This is a genomic window from Tenacibaculum sp. 1_MG-2023 (assembly GCF_030547425.1).
Classification (GTDB): domain Bacteria; phylum Bacteroidota; class Bacteroidia; order Flavobacteriales; family Flavobacteriaceae; genus Polaribacter.
In genome coordinates, this window is sequence record NZ_JAUORH010000003.1 from 106,806 (window position 1) to 124,013 (window position 17,208).

The window sequence follows — 17,208 nt, forward strand, 5'->3', positions numbered from 1 at the left end:
GAACGATACTCCCTGCCTAAGGGAAGTGTCATTCACTGCCTAAGGGGAGTAACACCAAACAACAAAAAAGATAAAATATTTGTATTGTGTAGAAAAATGTTTGTTAGCATATTGAATGGATAATAGAAGTATTGTTATTTGTTCATTGTTCCAAGAGTTACTACTTTTTTCAACCATTTAGCTCTAAACTTTTCTTTTGAGAGTCTTATAGGGCCAATGGTAGTAATTCGCACTTTTTTTACACCTATATAGTTTAATGTTAGTTTTTTCATAGCATTATGGCTTGGGCTTCTATAAAACCATTTATAATACCAAGCAGGTTGATCTAACGTGCAAATTATTCTGGCTGTTTTTCCTGTAAAACATTTATCCCACCATAAAGACTTTTCTCTTTTTTTAAAAGCAAAACCAGGGAGTAAAACCCGATCTAAAAAACCTTTCATAATTGCAGGTACAGAACCCCACCAAATAGGATACACCAATACTAAGTGGTCTGCCCATTTAAGTTTTTCTTGTGCTTCTAGTAAATCAGGCTCAAGCTCTGTTCGCTTTCGATAGCCAAATTGAAGGTTGGGGTTAAAGTTTAATTCTCGGATGTTGATTTCTTGTATTTCAGCAGTCGATTTCTTCGCACCTGTTTTATAAGCTTCAGAAAGACCAAAATTAAAACTTTCCTTATCAGGGTGTCCGTTTATAATGAGTATTTTCTTCATTTTGCTTAAAAAATAGGTTTCATTTTTGCTTCAAACTGAGAGCCTGTTAAGTTTTCTGTTTTAAAAAACTTATATAGTATAAAACAGGTAGGTATTGTTAAAAAGACTGTGCAAATTATAAAAGTGCTAAGGCTACAAAATGTACCTAAAATTTGAGTACCGACTTCTCCTATATATGAAGTAATATTGTTTTGTGGGTTTTTAAAATAGATATGAACTGATATGGCATACTCATAAAACCGAATTGAAGTTTCATAGATTAACCAAGCAGGATAAAACCATTTTCTAATAGGTTCCCACCATTTTCCCCAGATTGACTTTAGTTGTTGTTTGTTGTTATCTTCCATTGTTATTGTATTTGTTTGCAAAATTGCTGTAAATGGAAGGTTTATCATTTGATGTAAATCAAATTCGTTTTTTGGGGTTTCTTATTCTGCTCAACGTTTCAAGAGTTATTCCTAAATAAGAAGCAATATGTGTAAGGGGAATTCTGTTGGTTATAAAAGGATAAATACTAAGCAGGTGTTTATACCTTTCTTCTGCTTTGTTGAATTGAATGGTGTATAAGCGTTCGCAAAGCCCTAACATGGTTTCAGTGACTATCTTACTAATTAAGCGTTCAAAGTCGTGATGCTTTTGAGAAAGCTTATCAACAGTATCTTTTGAAAATTCCAAAACGGTTGAATCTTCAATAAATTCAACATAATGCGGACTCGGTTCATTGCTGAAAAAGCTAACGATGGAAGCCATAAACTGATTTTCGAAAGTAAACCAATCAGAAATGTCTTTACCGTCTTTTAAGTAATATGCTCTTGAACATCCTTGGACAATAAAAAAGACTTTTTTAGAGAATTGCCCTTCTCGTACAACAATGTCTCCTTTTTTATATACACAAACTTTTGAACTGGTAATTAATTCTTGTTGACACTCAGTAGACAGCGGAGTGTAAGTTTCCTCAATTGTTTTAAAGACTTCTTTATAATTCATCCTCTCTCATTAGTAGCTTCAAACCTACTATTTTTTTGCCAAGTTCAAAAGTTATGTGTGTTAATATGCTGTACTTTTAAGAAGGATTGGTAACACCATAATTATTCATTAAAAAATCTAAAGAAAATCCTAGTTTTAAATACATTTCTTTAGCCATTTCTGAGGCTTGTAATGTAGCTAAGGATAAATTCTGGTCAATAGCTTTATTCAATGTATGGCACATAATTTCGGTAGCAAAACCTTGCTTTCTTTTTTCAGGTATAATACCCAAACTATGTAAGCCAACAATCGTATTAGTAGTGTATAAAATTACGGTTCCAACAAGTTCTTGTTCAAAATAAACAAGATAATAGGGTATGGTTTCTTTAGTTTTTAAAATGGTTGCTGTACTTATTTCGTAATTAAAGGCTTTAAAAAAGGCATTGCTCCAAACATCAGCTTCTTCTGTGTTTTCTACTCTTTTAAAATCGATGTGTCTTTGAGTTTCGAACTTTTCGTTTAGCTCTAAACTCATTCCGTATTGTGTTGACTTTAACTGAATTTTAGCGTCAAGTTCCATATTGTTTTCTTGACTTGGTAGTGCAAATAAAGAAAATGTAAAAAGGTTACCTTCTCCTAACATTTGTAGCTGTACTTCTTTTAGTTGGTTTTCAGAAGGAGAGAGGTTGGTCCAAATTCTATTAGGCCATTGGGCATTTTCAATATAAGCGCTTTCAAAAGATGTTTCTTTATGATATCCTTGATATGGAGTCGCAGCAGTTTTCCACAAAGAAGTTAAATTGTTAATGTTTGATACTACTTTTTTCATTTTGAGTTGATTAAAAGAATACTAATTGCCATGAAAATAATTCCAATACACTTTTTGGTAGTTATAGGCTCAACAGGCAGGTTTAACCAACCAAATTTACCTGCGAATAACGAAAAAATCAATTGACCGCATAAGCCAAAAGCAATCATTTTTGAAATCCCTAGCTTTGGTATGGTGTAAAAATAAAGAGAAATACCAATCATGCTAAAAAGTCCGCCAATAAACCATAAATACCAAGGCACTTGCTGTGCTGTAGTTAATTGAATACTTTCTTCTTTGAATAGAAAGATGAATAAGCATCCAAAAACAGCACTAGCTATAGAGGTGGCTATAACAGCGATAACAGGTTGTTTTACAATAGTACCTAGTTGCGTGTTAAACCCTGCTTGAACAGCTAGTGAAACACCTCCAATAAAAGCCAAAAAGTATAAAAAGAATATTTTCATACTGCAAAGATGGAAAGGAAATAACACCTTTTTCTTTACATATGTTGACTGCTACACACTTTTTTTAATGCTCTTACGAATTCGGCTTAATTGAGTGGGAGTAATGCCTAAGTGAGAGGCAATATAGTGTAATGGTATCCTGTTATCTATGTTGGGATTAGCGTTTACAAAATCGAGATACCGTTCTTTAGCTTCTTTTAAAACAATATCAATTTCTCGTTTTTCTTTATCAATTACCCAATTCTTTTCGAGATAAGCAATATAGAAGTTCTGTAAGTCTTGGTTTTTCTTAATAAGTTGTCTGTAGGTGTCATACGGAAAGCTAATAACTGTAGAATCCTCTATAACCTCTAGAGAAAACTGAGAAGGTGTGTTGGTAAGTGATGATACTACAGAACCTATAAAACTACCTGATAAAAAGATGTTTTTGTGGTATACTGTACCATCTTTATGTAAAAAACAAGAAACTACAGCTCCTTTGTAAAGAACATGAACATGTTTTGATACCTTACCAAAAGGTAATAAGGTGCTTCCCTTTTTTAAATCATGAATTTTTGCAACTGAGAACAAAGAAGAAATGGAGTCGTCGCTTACCGTAGCATAACGATTAAAAACGCTTGTTAAAAAGGCTTTATATTCATTTGGTTGATCCATTACTACTTATAAGGTTTAAGTGTTTTTTATTTGTATGATTTGTGCTGCAATACTTACCGCTATTTCCTCGGGGGTTTCACTTTTTATAGAAAGTCCAATAGGTGCGTGTACTTTATTTAATTCTTCTTGAGTAAATCCTTCGTTTTGCAGAACTTCCCACATCGTTTGCAACTTTGCTTTGCTACCTAAAACTCCTAGAAATTTATAGTTGTTTTTAAGGAGCTTACTCAATACCAATTTGTCATCAGTGTATTTATTGGTCATAATGGCTACATAGCTTGAAGAAGATTCTTCTATGTAGTTTTCAATATCATTATAATCAATAACCTGTTTTTTATGAGCAGTTTGGTTGTTTTCTAATGTGTTGAGGTTTTCTCTATTATCAAAAACAATAACATAGAAACCTAGCTTTACAAAAAGTTCAGAAACAGCAACACCTACATGTCCACCACCAACAATGTACAAGGTTTCTTTAAAGCCGATATGTTCTTTAAAATACCAATCTTCTTTCGAGTTGATGTCATACTCAAACTGACTTTCTAGAATATCAAGAGTAAAATCAAATAGGGTAGAAGATAAGTGTAATGTTCCTTTTTTACCGTGTTGTAAAGAAGAAATGATATTCGCTATTATCGAAACATGAGTGGAATTTAAACAATGAAAAGCTAGGGTTTGTTCACCAGAACAAATCATACCCGAACCATATTTGATATTTCCTTTATGAATTTGTTTTTTGATGAATGTTGGTGGATTCTCTTGTTGTAATAGTTGTTTGGCTTCTTCAACGAGTGCAAACTCCATAACACCACCACCCACAGAACCATAGATAAACCCATCTTCAGCAATTAACATTTTAAAGCCTTTTCGACCTGGAGAACTGCCAAGGTTTTCAATTACCGTTAGGAGGTATACCTTTTGTTCATTTTGAAGTTTTGTATGTAACTGTTGCCAAAAATCCATAAAAGCTTAGTTAAAAATGGTTTCGCTTAGGGCATAATAAATAGCCATTAGTGCAGAAAAAATAGCACTGGCTAAAAAACGCCAATCGAGTTTTACTTTATTTTGAATGATAAAATTCGCGATAAACGAAATAGGAATGTTCACTAAAAACGACCAACAAGCAACAATGAATAAGTTACTGGTTATTTGTTCAAAATTTCCAGAAAATAATTTGATAAACAGCAAATGTCTAAAAATCCATAATGGATTAAAATAGGCAATGGCCAATATTGTTTTAGCTATAGTTCTTTTGAGTCCGCTATTGTTAGCTGTTTTTCTCTCTATCCAATTAAAATAATTAGGGATTTCAAGAGCATAAACGGTAGCCCCAATAAATACCATTCCGAGGAGTCTGTATAAGGAAAACTCGTTTAGTAAAAGGGATGCAATGGTATCTCCAATGCTATAAATTAAGGCACCCCTAAATATATTTTGTTTGGTGTATTGTAGTTTGATACTCTTCTTATTTATTTTGAATTAAAATCTGATTTTAATAGCGAATAAATCTCGCTATCTAAAAACATCCCATTGTAAAAATAGTTCTCTCTAAAATAGGCTTCTTTTTTAAACCCTAATTTTAAAAGAATACTTCTTGAATTTTGGTTTTTAGGGTTTATATTGGCTTCTAAACTATGAAGGTTGAATGTGTGAAAAGCAAAGTGAATTAAGGTATTCATAGCTTCTTTCATATAACCTTTTCCCCAATAATCAGGGTTTAATACATAGCCTATTTCACCTCTAAAGTTTTGTTTGTCTAATCTCCATATTCCAAAATCACCAATAAGAGTATTGTTTTCTTTGAGCGTAATAGCCCAAGTAATTCCGTTTTTATCTTTAAAAGCTTGCTGAATGAGTGCTATTCTTTTTTCAATGTCTTTGGGAGATTGCGGAACATCAGAGTCTAAGTATTTAGAAACTTGAGGGTGAGTTCTAACGTTAAACAGTTCAGAGGCATCAGCCATTGTGTATTCTCTAAATAAAAGTCTGTCACTCTCTAATTTAGGAAACGTATCAAAAATACTTTCGTTTATTGCGTATGTCATTCTATTTTTCATACAATCCCATCAACACTTTTTCGGGTGTAAAAGGAGCGTGGAATTTTAATTTATAATTTGGGTTGAAAGTTTTTACCGCTTGCTGAATGGCAAAATAAGCTCCAATTCCGTACATTAATGGAGGCTCACCAACCGCTTTCGATTTTTTAATAGCCATTTGATTCCCTTCCGTTTTTAACGGAATGGTTTCTACTGTTTTGGGAGCTGAAAAAATATCAGGCACCTTGTAGGTAGACAACGCATTCGAAAGGAGACGCCCGTCATTATTATAGGCAATTTCCTCTAAGGTCATCCAACCGATTCCTTGTGCTAAAGCACCTTCCACTTGGCCTAAATCAATTCCCATATTCATACTTTTACCAAAGTCGTGTACAATCTTTACGCTGTCAATTTCATAATTCCCACGGATACAATCTACAGTAACGGTTGTGATAGCAGTACCGTATACATGATAGGCAAACGGATGCCCTTTTTCTTTGGTTTTATCAAAATGAATCACAGGAGTAGCATAATGTGCATTTTCAGATAGCGCCACGCGACGAAGCATCGCTTCAGTAATTAAAGCTTCCCATGTTAGCTCTGATTTTTTACCACTCACAAAAACAGCATTTTCTTGAAAAGAGATATTTTCTTTTTTGGTAGAGAGCATGTCAGCGGCAACTTCTGTTAGTCGTTCAACTAACGAATTACAAGCCATTTCTGTTGCTTTCCCGTTAAGGTCGGCAGTTGAACTTGCTGCAGAAGGTGAGGTATTGGCAACACGTGTAGTATTCGTGGTTTCCAGTTTTACTTTATTGGGCGAAATTCCTAAAACACTTTGTGCTACTTGTAATATTTTGGTGTTTACACTTTGTCCCATTTCTACAGCACCTGTAGAGACACCAACACTTCCATCTTGATAAATATGTACCAAAGCACGTGCATGATTCATTGGGGTATTGGTAAATGAAATACCAAAGGCGATAGGCATTAATGAAATTCCTTTTTTGTAACGGTCGTTCTTATTATTGAAGTCAGCTACTTCTTGTTCTAGCTGTTCAAGTTGATATTGCTCTTTTGCGCTAAACCAAGAGTTTTGTGCTTGTACTTCGGTTGCAATTTGCCCGTATGAAAACTCATCGTTCTCAGCTAATAGATTGGCTTCTTGTATTAATCTTTTATTGATCCTTATTTTATCAGCGGCATCTGCAATAGCACTTTCAATAACAAACATTCCTTGCGGACCACCAAAACCACGAAAAGCGGTGTTAGGAGGTAAGTTGGTTTTACAACTATACACTGTAGTATGTACGTTTGGAACAAAATAACTATTGGTAGCATGAAACAATGTCCTTTCAGCAATAGCAGGTGATAAATCAGCGGCGGCACCAGAATTTTGTAGGAACTCAGCTTCAAAAGCTTTTATTTTTAGGTCTTTGGTTAGACCAATTTTATAAAATGATGAATACGGATGGCGCTTTCCTGTCATACGTAAATCGTCATGGCGATTCAACATGTATTTTACTGGACGATTCAAATGTTGTACCGCCACAGCTGCCATCACTGCCCAAGGAGTTGCTTGATCTTCTTTACCTCCAAAACCACCTCCTAAGCGAATTACATCGACTTCAATTTTATGCATTGGAATACCTAAAACCTTGGCTGCTGTTTTTTGAACAGCAGTAGGGCCTTGCGTAGATGAGGTAATTTTTATATTCCCGTTTTCTTGAGGAACCGCATAGCAACCTTGTGTTTCGAGATACAAATGCTCTTGTCCGTTAGAAAAAGTTTCGCCTTCAAATACATATTCACATTCGGTAAAAGCATTTTGGGTGTCTCCTAAGTTAAATGAACGAGGAGCATTGATAAAACTACCTTTTTCTTTGGCTTCTTTAGCGGTTGTGATTACAGGAAGTTCTTCAATATTTATGGTAATTAAACTTCTTGCTTTTTTAGCAATCGCTTCACTTTTTGCAACAATGAAAGCAATGGGTTGTCCCCAAAAATGGACTTCATCTTCTGCCCATAAAGGTTCATCAGGAATGATACCTCCAATTTGATTTTCTCCTAAGACATCTTTATAGGTGAATATTTTTACTACACCTTCTAGTGCTTCTGCTTTAGAATAATCTACCGATTTGATTTTACCATGCGCTTTTGACGAGTCAAAAACCAACCCGAATAAGGTATCTTGACGTAGCATTAAATCGTCAACAAATAACGATTCTCCTCTAACATGTGTAAAACTGTCAATATTTTTCATCGTCTTCATTAGGCAATTAATTTTTTTAGTTCTACATGATTAGAGAATAGCTCCAAAAAATGAGCAAAAAATAATTGTCGTGCTAACAAACGTTTGTATTCAGCAGTTCCACGAACATCACTGATAGGTGAGATTTCTGATTGTAAAACTGTTTCAGCTTCTTTTATAGTTTCTGAATTGATTGTTTTTCCGATTAAAAAAGCGTTGGTTTCGTGTAAATATTTCGGAATGGCAGCAACACCTCCTAAAGAAAAATGAGCGTCTGTAATTGTATTATTTTTTAGTGTAATTCTTCCAGCGGAATTTAAACTAGCAATGTCTAAATGTGTTCGTTTGCTTACCTTCTCAAAATTGAAAAAGTCTTCCGTTTGCGGAACTTTGAATTGTATTGAATGTAAGATTTCACCTTCGTGTAAATCATACTTTTTATAGTCTTGATGAAATTCTTGAAATGGAATTTGTCGCGTATTTCTATCTTCTTTTTGAATGGTTACCATTGAGTTTAATGCTAAAAAGAAAATAGACATATCACCAATAGGTGAGGCATTTACAAAGTTACCTCCAATAGTTCCCATATTTCTGATTTGCTCAGAAGAAACAAGTTTTAAAAATTGTTTGAGTTTAGGAAAGAGGGTTTGTAATTGTTTGCTTTCTGCTATTTCGGTAACGGTTGTATTAGCACCCAGTCTACAAAATCCTTCAGTAAAAGAAATTTCTTTTAAAGCGTTTTTATCGGTTAATAAATGCACATCTTCTTCCGCCATTTTATCAGCATGTTGTACATATATATCGGTTCCGTTGGCTACTTTTACTCCTGTTTTTTCAAAGGTTCTTGGTTGTAATTGAGCTAATTTTTCTGGAATAGTTACAAAATAATTAGGAATAAAACCTTCCTTGATTAGCCAGTCAATTTGATGGTTTTTATCTTTTTGTTGTAGTTTTTGTTCTATTTCAAAACCTGCTTTTTCAATCGATTTATAACCTGTACAGCGACAAATGTTTCCGCTGATAGCATCGTTACAAGAAGTTGTTTGTTTACTGTCAAGAGCATAACCAGTCATAGAAACCACAAATCCTGGTGTACAGAAACCACATTGTGTCGCATAATTATCGGTCATTGCTTTTTGAACGGTATTCAGTTCTTTTGGTAAATTGATTCCTTCTACCGTAACGATGTGTTTTCCGTTAGCATTTCCTAAAGGAGAAATACATGAAGTTATACTTTGGTAGCTAAGTTTATTATCATTTAGATCACCAATTAAAACAGTACAAGCTCCGCAATCGCCTTCACGACATCCTATTTTTGTACCTTTTAATTGTTGATGTTCTCTAATAAAATCGAGTAGGGTAATACCAGCGTTTGCTGTAGTTTTTATTACCTGATTATTTAATATAAATTGTATCATAAGCAGAATGCAAGATACGAAAATGTGACGTTAGGGGAAAAGTTGAAAAAGAAAAGTGTGGAGTTTAAGCTTTTTAATTATTTAATGATATGATGGTCAAAATATGTAGCAATAAAAAAGCCTCCAATTTTTGGAGGCTTTGTATATATTTTAAGAAAAATATTAAGCAAATAGGCTATCTATTTTTTCTTTTTCTTCTTGTGCTAAGGCTGGGTCTACTAAAATACGACCACTATGCTCATCAATTGTAATCTTTTTACGGTTTGCAATTTCTAACTGAACTTGTGGTGGAATAGTGAAGAAAGAACCTCCAGCAGCTCCACGTTCAATAGCAACAACAGCTAAACCGTTTCTTACTTTTGTTCTAATTCTTTTATAAGCAGTTAATAAGTGACCTTCGATAGACTTTGAAAATTCTTCAGACTTTTCTTTTAATAATTGCTCTTCTTTCTCAGTCTCTTTTAAGATAGCATCTAGTTCACCTTTTTTGTGAGTTAAATGTGCTTCTTGCTTCGCTAATTTTTCTTTGGTGTTATCAATAACCTCTTTCTTTTGAGCAATTTTAGCTTTATATTCCTTAATTCTCTTTTCAGATAATTGAATTTCTAGCTCTTGATACTCAATTTCTTTAGATAAAGAGTCAAATTCACGGTTATTACGAACATTTTTTTGTTGTTCTTCATACTTAGTAATTGAGTTTTTAGATTCTTCAATCGCTAACTTTTTATTACTAATGTCAGTTTCTAAATTTTTAACATCCTCAGCTAAATTAGAAAGTCTCTTGTTTAATCCGGCAACTTCATCTTCTAAATCTTCAACTTCTAAAGGTAATTCACCGCGAACGTTTCTAATCTCGTCAATTCTAGAATCGATTAACTGTAAATCGTATAACGCTCTTAATTTTTCTTCTACCGTTACTTCTTTTTTTGCCATCTGTTAAATATAGTATATTGGATTTGTACTTTTTTCGCTTAAAATAATTGCAAAAATACTAATTTTTTTGCTAAGATAATCAACTAAAAGGTTTTTTGTAAATTGTTCACTTTCATAATGTCCTACATCTGCAAGCAAAATTCTTTTTTCTGCTTTAAAAAACTCGTGATATTTAAAATCAGCACTTATATAAGCATCGGCACCAGCTCGCATCGCATTTTTGATAGCGAAACTTCCTGAACCACCTAACACAGCTACTTTTTTAATAGGTTTGTCAAGTAATTCTGAATGTCTGACACAGCCTGTTTTAAAGGTTTCTTTTACAAATAATAAAAAGTCTTTTTCATCCATCGCTGAAGGGAGTTCTCCAATCATCCCCATACCTACGTTTTGGTTTTGGTTATCCAGCGTAATAACTTCGTAGGCAACCTCTTCATAAGGATGGTTTTTAAAGAGAGTAGAAAGTATTTTTCCTTCTAAATAAGAATCAAAAGTTACTATAATACAGGTTTCCTTTTCAAACATTAATTCTCCTTTTTTACCTACAATAGGGTTCGAATTTTCGTTCCCTCTATAGCTTCCTTTTCCTTCTACATTAAAAGAACAGTTGTCATAATTACCAATGTTACCTGCCCCAGCTTCAAATAACTTTTCACGTACATTAGTAGCTTCTGCAAAAGGAACATAAGTTGTTAGTTTTTTTATGATTCCTTTTTTGGGGATTAAAGTTTTCATGTTTTCTAAGCCTAAAACTTCTCCCATTTTAGCAGAAACCCCATTGTTTACATTATCTAGAGCTGTATGTGTAGCGTAAATAGCAATGTTATTTTGAATAGCTTTTAATACAACACGTTCTACATAATTGTTGCCGTTAAATTTTTTTAGTCCACTAAATACAATAGGGTGAAAACTTACAATAAGATTACAGTTTTTAGCAATAGCCTCGTCCACAGTTTCTTCAAGAGTATCTAGCGTAACTAAAACTCCTGTAACTTTAGTACTGTAATTGCCTATTAATAAACCAACATTGTCAAAATCTTCGGCATACGAGAGTGGTGCCAGTTGTTCAATATAGTTGGTGACGTCTTTTATTTGCATTTGGTACGTTTTCAAAATTACTATAGCAAAGTTACAAAGTAGAAAAATGAAAATAAAAGTATCCTGTACATTAATGCTTAAATTATTACTTTTGGTGTAATGAAGCTACTTCGATTTTTATTATTTCCGTTTGCTGTTTTGTACGATGCTATTACGAGAATTCGTAATTGGTTTTTTAATCTAGGTGTTTTAAAATCAACTTCTTTTGATATCCCAGTGATTGCTGTTGGAAATTTAAGTGTAGGAGGAACAGGAAAATCTCCTCAGATAGAATATTTAATACGTTTACTAAAAGATAATTATAGAATTGCAGTTTTAAGTCGAGGATATAAACGTAAAACAGAAAGGTTTCAAGTAGTGAATGGTACCCATACAGCTGAAGATGTAGGTGATGAACCTTTGCAATTTTATAAGAAGTTTAAAAAAGGTGTTACCGTAGCTGTGGATGCTGACAGAACGAACGGAATTCAACAGTTGTTGCAGCGTAGCACCCCTCCTGAAGTAGTATTGTTGGACGATGCCTATCAACACAGAAAAGTAACGGCGAGTTGTTATATTTTACTCACAAAGTATAACGATTTGTTTGTAGATGACTTTGTGTTGCCTACAGGGAATTTGCGAGAAAGTAGGAGAGGAGCTAAACGAGCAACGATGATTGTAGTTACGAAATGTCCTGAGAATTTATCGAAGACAGAACAAGAAAAGATAGTACGAAAGCTCAATCCAAAATCGTATCAAAAGGTATTTTTTACAACCATTGCTTACGATGAGAATTTAAAAGGAACAAAAGAGTTAACAATTGATGATTTGCAGGATAAAGAAGTGTTGTTAGTGACGGGAATTGCGAATCCAACCCCATTGTTAAACTTTTTAAAAGAAAAGGAAGTAAGCTTTAAACACCTAAAATTCCCAGATCATCATAATTTTACTCAGCAAGATATTTCAACTATTAAGAAGGCTTTTGATGAGTTACCACCTGAACAAAAGATTATACTAACTACCGAAAAAGATTATATGCGTTTAGAGGGTAAGGTTGATAATCTTAATTATATATCAATAAAGAGTGATTTTATTAATGAAGAGGAGGTTTTTAATTCTTTGGTGTTGGATGAAATAAAAAGAGTAAAAACAAAATAACGTTATTTGCTTGTTAATAAGTTCTAAAAACGGCAGCATATATTTTTTTTGAATTTTCTTTTTGATCTTTTGGTATTGGTAATGTAAACTTCATAATTCTGTTAGCATCATATCCTTCAAAACTAGTACCTCTGGTTTCATCTGTAAAACAAATACTATGTTTATTATGTTTTTTGCTTAATGATACGTTTTTCATGTAGCTAAAAGTTTTAATAATGTAGTATTCATTTATAAGAACTATACCATATTTAAAGCATTGAACCTCTCTTATACGACAATCTAAAGCCTGTTTTAAAGGAGAAATTAAAAATTGGTAAGAGAATATCCCCCAAAAAAGAGAAATTATTAATAAGTTGTAACCTACAGCTAAAGCAAATTCTCCATCATTTTTTAAGGTATGACCCCAGTATATTAAGGAGATAGAAACCATGAAAATACACAAAACAACTATAACGTGTTTTTTCTTTCTCATAGATAGGTTTTCTTGAATAAAAAGTACCCATTCACTTTTGGTATACTTAAAACTTAAGATAGGCTTTATTTTTTTATGCTTAATATCATATATGAAACGTCTTTTATTGGAGTCTATAATATATTTGATTAGAAGGGAGGAGAATAGACCATAGAAAAAGGCAAGTATAAAATAGTCGAGTCTAGAGTTTTGAGCCCCAATATAGCCAATCAAGGCTAAGTAAGTGGTTCCTAAAGGTATAATTATAATTGATTTTACAAGAGTAATAAGAGTACCGTCAACATAATTTCGATCCATTTTTATAGCATTTTTCAATAATGTAAAGTGTTATGATAGTTACATGTGCTTTTTACCAAAAGTGTCTTTTGCTTCAGTTCGTAGTTGTTTTATGTCTTGTTCGTTTTTACGTGGACAAATAACCAAGACATCGTCTTTTTCTACGATAATAAAATCTTGTAAACCTTGAATTACTACTTTTTTGCCATTTTTAGTACTAACCATATTCCCGTTGGCATCTTTAAAAATAGTTGTGGCTCCAACTGTTGCATTTTGGTGAGTGTCTTTACCAAGTTTGTTATATAAAGAACCCCAGGTACCCAAATCATCCCAACCAAAATCTACAGGGAGTACGTGTACCTTTTCAGAGCGTTCCATAATCCCGAAGTCGATAGAAATGTTTTCACATTTTTCATAGTTACGTTTAATAAAATCATCTTCAAGCTCGGTGTTGTAAACGTTATCTCCGGTATCTAAAATGTTGACCATTTCAGGAAGATGTTTTTTAAAGGAATCTAAAATGCTAGAAACCGACCAAACAAAAATACCAGCATTCCATAAATAGTCACCGCTTGCTACAAACTGTGTAGCTTTTTCTAGGTTTGGTTTTTCAGTAAATGTTTTTACTTTTTTAACTTCAGAAACATTTTCTTTAAATTGAATATAGCCGTAACCCGTATTAGGATGATTTGGTTGAATCCCCAAAGTCATCAATATATCTTCTTTAGTACAGGCTTTAAAAGAAGTTTCAATGTTTTTAAGAAATTCAGTCTCGTTTTCTATCCAGTGATCAGACGGAGCAACTAACATCACAGCATTTTCATTCTGCTGACGGATTTTTAAAGCAGCATATAAAATACAAGGAGCAGTGTTACGCATTGCAGGTTCTAGCAGTAACTGTTTATTACCAATTTTAGGAAGTTGTTCTAAAACTAATTCTTCGTAACGTTTATTAGTGGCAATTAAAATATTTTCTGCTGGAATTAATTGATTAATTCTGTTGAAGGTTTTTTGTAACAAAGACTCTCCAGTTCCTAATAAATCATGAAATTGCTTAGGGTATTTTTCGGTACTTACTGGCCAAAGACGAGAACCTACGCCACCTGCCATGATTACTGCATAATAATTAGTGTTCATACAAGCTGTTATTTATTTAAAGCTATGAGTTTCACCTCTGCGTTTTGGTTGAATAAATATACACGCTTGTTTTCTAAATTTAAACATTCATAGCGTGTTCTTCGTTTATCACCTCTTTTATATAGTTTTTCCTTGAATTGAAAAACGCTTCCGTTTGGTATTTCAAAGATAAAGTTCTTTCCGTCTTCTGATTTTCCACCTCGCAATGCCAGTGATAAATTTACATCAGCATCGGTACTGGCTTTTGGGCTTTTTAAGTAGTTGGCTAAATAGGGTAGAATGTTTTTTGGATAAATTTCGGGTTGTAAAAAAGGGAGCATTAAATGCTGAAATACTGTTTTCCATTCTTTACCGTGGGGTTGTACTCTTCCAAATTTTTGATAGGTAACATGATGTGCAATTTCATGAACTAAGGTCAATAAAAACTGATAAGGATTCAAGTTGTTATTCACCGTAATTTGCATGTGTCCGTTTGGTAAACGACGGAAATCACCATGTTTGGTTTGACGTTCGCTTACTATTTTCAAGTTGATTTTATGTTCAATAATTAAATATTCAACTAACGGAATTGCTTCTTCAGGGATGTATTTAATCAGTGTTTTTTTCAAAAGTCAGTTCGAGTGGTTTTTTATTTTGAAATAAAAAGGAAAAATAAAAATTGTATCGAGAACTAGCTAGTACTTCTCGATATAATTTTCTTTTCAATTATGTTGAACGAAAATCACTCGAAGTGACAATCGTTATTTTTCTACGGAGTAGAACTAGAAACTTGTAAAACTTTACCGTTGTAATACTTATTACCAGTTAAAGCAAAATCAAAAATGTAGTTAGCCATTTCTTTAGCCGATAAAGGAGCTTCATAACCAGGGAAAGCCTCTTCTAACATCTCTGTTTGTACGGCGCCTAAGGCTAATACATTAAAAGCTATTTGTTGTTCTTTGTATTCTTCTGCTAATAATTCTGATAAGGTTATTACAGCACCTTTGGCAGAGCTATAAGCGGCTAGTCCAGGAAACTTCATGCTTCCTTGAATTCCACCCATACTACTCACTGTTACCACATGACTCCCTTTTTGCATAAATGGTAGTAAGTTTTTTGTTAATTCGGCAACTGCAAAAACATTCACTTTATAAACCTCTTCAAAATCTTGGGTGGTTAATTGTTCAAAAGGTTTATTAATTAATTTTCCAGCATTATTGATAAGGATGTCTACCTTTTTCCATTCAGTTGAAACAAAATCAACCGATTTTTTTATGTCACTTTCGTCAGATAAATCAACGGAAATAGTTGTAATGTTTGAATGATTTATTTGTTCTAAAGGTTTTGTGTTTCTAGATAGCGCTAATACCTGATGTCCTTGATTAGCAAACTGCTGTGCTAATTCAAAACCAATACCTCTACTAGTTCCTGTAATAACAATGTTCTTCATGTAATTGTCAAAATTTAAAAAGGCAAGCTACATAAAAATCACTACATTTATTGCTTAATCATTCTTAAATTATCATGAGAAAAAGACTTTTTTTAGCGTTACTCTTAACAATGTCAATCGCAACATTTGCTCAAAACACCTATATATTTTGTGGGAAATTAATTGATACAGAAAAAGGTAAAATAAATAAAGAGCAAACCATTGTAGTAAAAGGAAATAAAATTGTTGAAGTATTAAAAGGATATGTGAATACTGAAAACACTGATGATATAACGATAGATTTAAAAGATAAGGTGGTAATGCCAGGGTTGATTGATATGCACGTGCATATTGAAAGTGAGCATAGTCCAAAATCAAGGCTAGAAAAATATATATTGAATGATGCTGATAGAGCTTATAACTCGGTAAAATTTGCAGAAACTACTTTGTTAAACGGTTTTACGACAGTGAGAGATTTAGGAGGAACAGGAGTTAATATTTCTTTAGCTAAAGCAATTAAAGCGGGGAAAATTGTAGGTCCTAGAGTGTTTACTGCGGGGAAATCTTTAGCAACGACAGGTGGGCATGCAGACCCAACAAATGGAAGCAGTAGAAAGCTAATAGGAAACCCTGGCCCAAAAGAAGGAGTGGTAAATTCAATAGAAGATGCTCGAAAAGCGGTTAGACAACGCTATAAAAATGGAGCAGATTGTATAAAGATAACAGCGACAGGAGGTGTGTTAAGTGTGGCTAAAAGCGGAGATAATCCTCAATTTACTATTGAAGAGGTGAGAGCAATTTGTGAAACAGCAAAAGATTATGGAATGCATGTAGCAGCTCATGCTCATGGTGATGAAGGTATGCAACGTGCGGTTATTGGAGGAGTAAAAACTATTGAACATGGAACTTATATGAGTGATGAAACGATGGAGTTGATGAAAAAACACGATGCGTATTTAGTTCCTACCATTACGGCAGGAAAAGAGGTTGAAGAGAAAGCAAAAGTAAAAGGTTTTTATCCAGAAATTGTAGTACCTAAAGCGTTGGCTGTTGGTCCACAAATACAAGGAACTTTTGGAAGAGCTTATAAAAAAGGTGTAAAAATTGCTTTCGGTACCGATGCAGGAGTTTTTAAACATGGAAAAAACGGAAAAGAGTTTGGGTATATGGTAGAAGCAGGTATGCCTGCTATGGAAACGATACAGTCTGCAACAGTGACTAATGCAGCATTATTAGGTATGAAAAATGAGTTAGGAAAGGTTAAAAAAGGATTTCTTGCAGATATCATTGCAGTAGATGAAGATCCTACTCAAAATATTCATACAATGGAAAAAGTAGTTTTTGTGATGAAAAATGGAAAGATCTATAAAAAATGATAAGCTAAAAAAGTCGTATATTAAAAATGAAAAAGGAGTGCTTAGCCCTTTGCACTCCTTT

The 17,208-nt window shown here is 33.4% G+C and carries 19 protein-coding genes; 2 read left to right on the forward strand and 17 right to left on the reverse strand.

Translation table 11 applies throughout. The features are described 5' to 3' along the window. Positions 1-134: 134 nt before the first annotated feature. From Q4517_RS03470 to Q4517_RS03530, 13 genes are all read right to left on the reverse strand, one after another. Positions 135-713, reverse strand: a complete 579-nt coding sequence (locus tag Q4517_RS03470) for an NAD(P)H-dependent oxidoreductase (RefSeq protein ID WP_303506274.1) — start codon at positions 711-713, stop codon at positions 135-137. A gap of 5 nt (positions 714-718) precedes the next feature. Next, positions 719-1,060, reverse strand: coding sequence for a hypothetical protein (locus Q4517_RS03475; RefSeq protein WP_303506276.1), 342 nt, complete (start codon positions 1,058-1,060; stop codon positions 719-721). Positions 1,061-1,118: 58 nt separating this feature from the next. Then, positions 1,119-1,700, reverse strand: a complete 582-nt coding sequence (locus Q4517_RS03480) for a Crp/Fnr family transcriptional regulator (RefSeq protein WP_303506278.1) — start codon at positions 1,698-1,700, stop codon at positions 1,119-1,121. Positions 1,701-1,776: 76 nt separating this feature from the next. After that, positions 1,777-2,508, reverse strand: a complete 732-nt coding sequence (locus tag Q4517_RS03485) for a GNAT family N-acetyltransferase (RefSeq protein ID WP_303506280.1) — start codon at positions 2,506-2,508, stop codon at positions 1,777-1,779. After that, positions 2,505-2,954, reverse strand: a complete 450-nt coding sequence (locus Q4517_RS03490) for a DMT family transporter (RefSeq protein WP_303506282.1) — start codon at positions 2,952-2,954, stop codon at positions 2,505-2,507. The genes Q4517_RS03485 and Q4517_RS03490 overlap by 4 nt, the downstream gene beginning before the upstream one ends. A gap of 51 nt (positions 2,955-3,005) precedes the next feature. After that, positions 3,006-3,608, reverse strand: a complete 603-nt coding sequence (locus Q4517_RS03495; RefSeq protein ID WP_303506284.1) for a Crp/Fnr family transcriptional regulator — start codon at positions 3,606-3,608, stop codon at positions 3,006-3,008. 15 nt (positions 3,609-3,623) lie between these two features. After that, on the reverse strand, positions 3,624-4,568 hold the full coding sequence (locus Q4517_RS03500; protein WP_303506286.1) for an XdhC family protein: 945 nt from the start codon (positions 4,566-4,568) through the stop codon (positions 3,624-3,626). A gap of 6 nt (positions 4,569-4,574) precedes the next feature. Further along, positions 4,575-4,949 carry a hypothetical protein gene (locus Q4517_RS03505; RefSeq protein ID WP_303506288.1) on the reverse strand — a complete coding sequence of 125 codons (375 nt, stop codon included), beginning with the start codon at positions 4,947-4,949 and terminating at the stop codon, positions 4,575-4,577. A 125-nt stretch (positions 4,950-5,074) separates the two neighbouring features. Beyond that, a complete protein-coding gene (locus tag Q4517_RS03510) occupies positions 5,075-5,650 on the reverse strand; it encodes a GNAT family N-acetyltransferase (RefSeq protein ID WP_303506291.1) in 576 nt (191 codons plus the stop codon). Position 5,651: 1 nt separating this feature from the next. Then, positions 5,652-7,913 (reverse strand): xanthine dehydrogenase molybdopterin binding subunit, encoded by a 2,262-nt coding sequence (locus Q4517_RS03515; RefSeq protein ID WP_303506293.1) that lies wholly within the window; start codon positions 7,911-7,913, stop codon positions 5,652-5,654. After that, the gene (locus tag Q4517_RS03520; protein ID WP_303506295.1) at positions 7,913-9,310 is read right to left on the reverse strand and encodes an FAD binding domain-containing protein; all 1,398 of its coding nucleotides are present in this window, start codon (positions 9,308-9,310) and stop codon (positions 7,913-7,915) included. The genes Q4517_RS03515 and Q4517_RS03520 overlap by 1 nt, the downstream gene beginning before the upstream one ends. 162 nt (positions 9,311-9,472) lie before the next feature. Then, complete coding sequence (locus Q4517_RS03525; RefSeq protein ID WP_115900606.1) at positions 9,473-10,243, reverse strand: zinc ribbon domain-containing protein; 771 nt, start codon at positions 10,241-10,243, stop codon at positions 9,473-9,475. 3 nt (positions 10,244-10,246) lie between these two features. After that, positions 10,247-11,341, reverse strand: coding sequence for a Nif3-like dinuclear metal center hexameric protein (locus Q4517_RS03530; protein ID WP_303506301.1), 1,095 nt, complete (start codon positions 11,339-11,341; stop codon positions 10,247-10,249). Between the two features lie 99 nt (positions 11,342-11,440). Between Q4517_RS03530 and lpxK the strand changes: the two genes are divergently transcribed. Next, a complete protein-coding gene (gene lpxK / locus Q4517_RS03535) occupies positions 11,441-12,478 on the forward strand; it encodes a tetraacyldisaccharide 4'-kinase (RefSeq protein WP_303506303.1) in 1,038 nt (345 codons plus the stop codon). A 13-nt stretch (positions 12,479-12,491) separates the two neighbouring features. On the opposite strand, the gene Q4517_RS03540 is transcribed toward lpxK, so the two are convergent. From Q4517_RS03540 to Q4517_RS03555, 4 genes are all read right to left on the reverse strand, one after another. Continuing rightward, positions 12,492-13,247, reverse strand: a complete 756-nt coding sequence (locus Q4517_RS03540; protein ID WP_303506305.1) for a hypothetical protein — start codon at positions 13,245-13,247, stop codon at positions 12,492-12,494. 39 nt (positions 13,248-13,286) lie between these two features. Further along, the gene (locus Q4517_RS03545) at positions 13,287-14,363 is read right to left on the reverse strand and encodes a mannose-1-phosphate guanylyltransferase (protein ID WP_303506307.1); all 1,077 of its coding nucleotides are present in this window, start codon (positions 14,361-14,363) and stop codon (positions 13,287-13,289) included. Positions 14,364-14,371: 8 nt separating this feature from the next. Continuing rightward, on the reverse strand, positions 14,372-14,971 hold the full coding sequence (locus Q4517_RS03550; protein ID WP_303506309.1) for a SprT-like domain-containing protein: 600 nt from the start codon (positions 14,969-14,971) through the stop codon (positions 14,372-14,374). Between the two features lie 140 nt (positions 14,972-15,111). After that, on the reverse strand, positions 15,112-15,792 hold the full coding sequence (locus Q4517_RS03555) for an SDR family oxidoreductase (RefSeq protein ID WP_303506311.1): 681 nt from the start codon (positions 15,790-15,792) through the stop codon (positions 15,112-15,114). A gap of 74 nt (positions 15,793-15,866) precedes the next feature. Between Q4517_RS03555 and Q4517_RS03560 the strand changes: the two genes are divergently transcribed. After that, entirely contained in the window at positions 15,867-17,147 is a 1,281-nt protein-coding gene (locus Q4517_RS03560; RefSeq protein WP_303506313.1) for an amidohydrolase family protein, read from the forward strand. Positions 17,148-17,208: the final 61 nt, after the last annotated feature.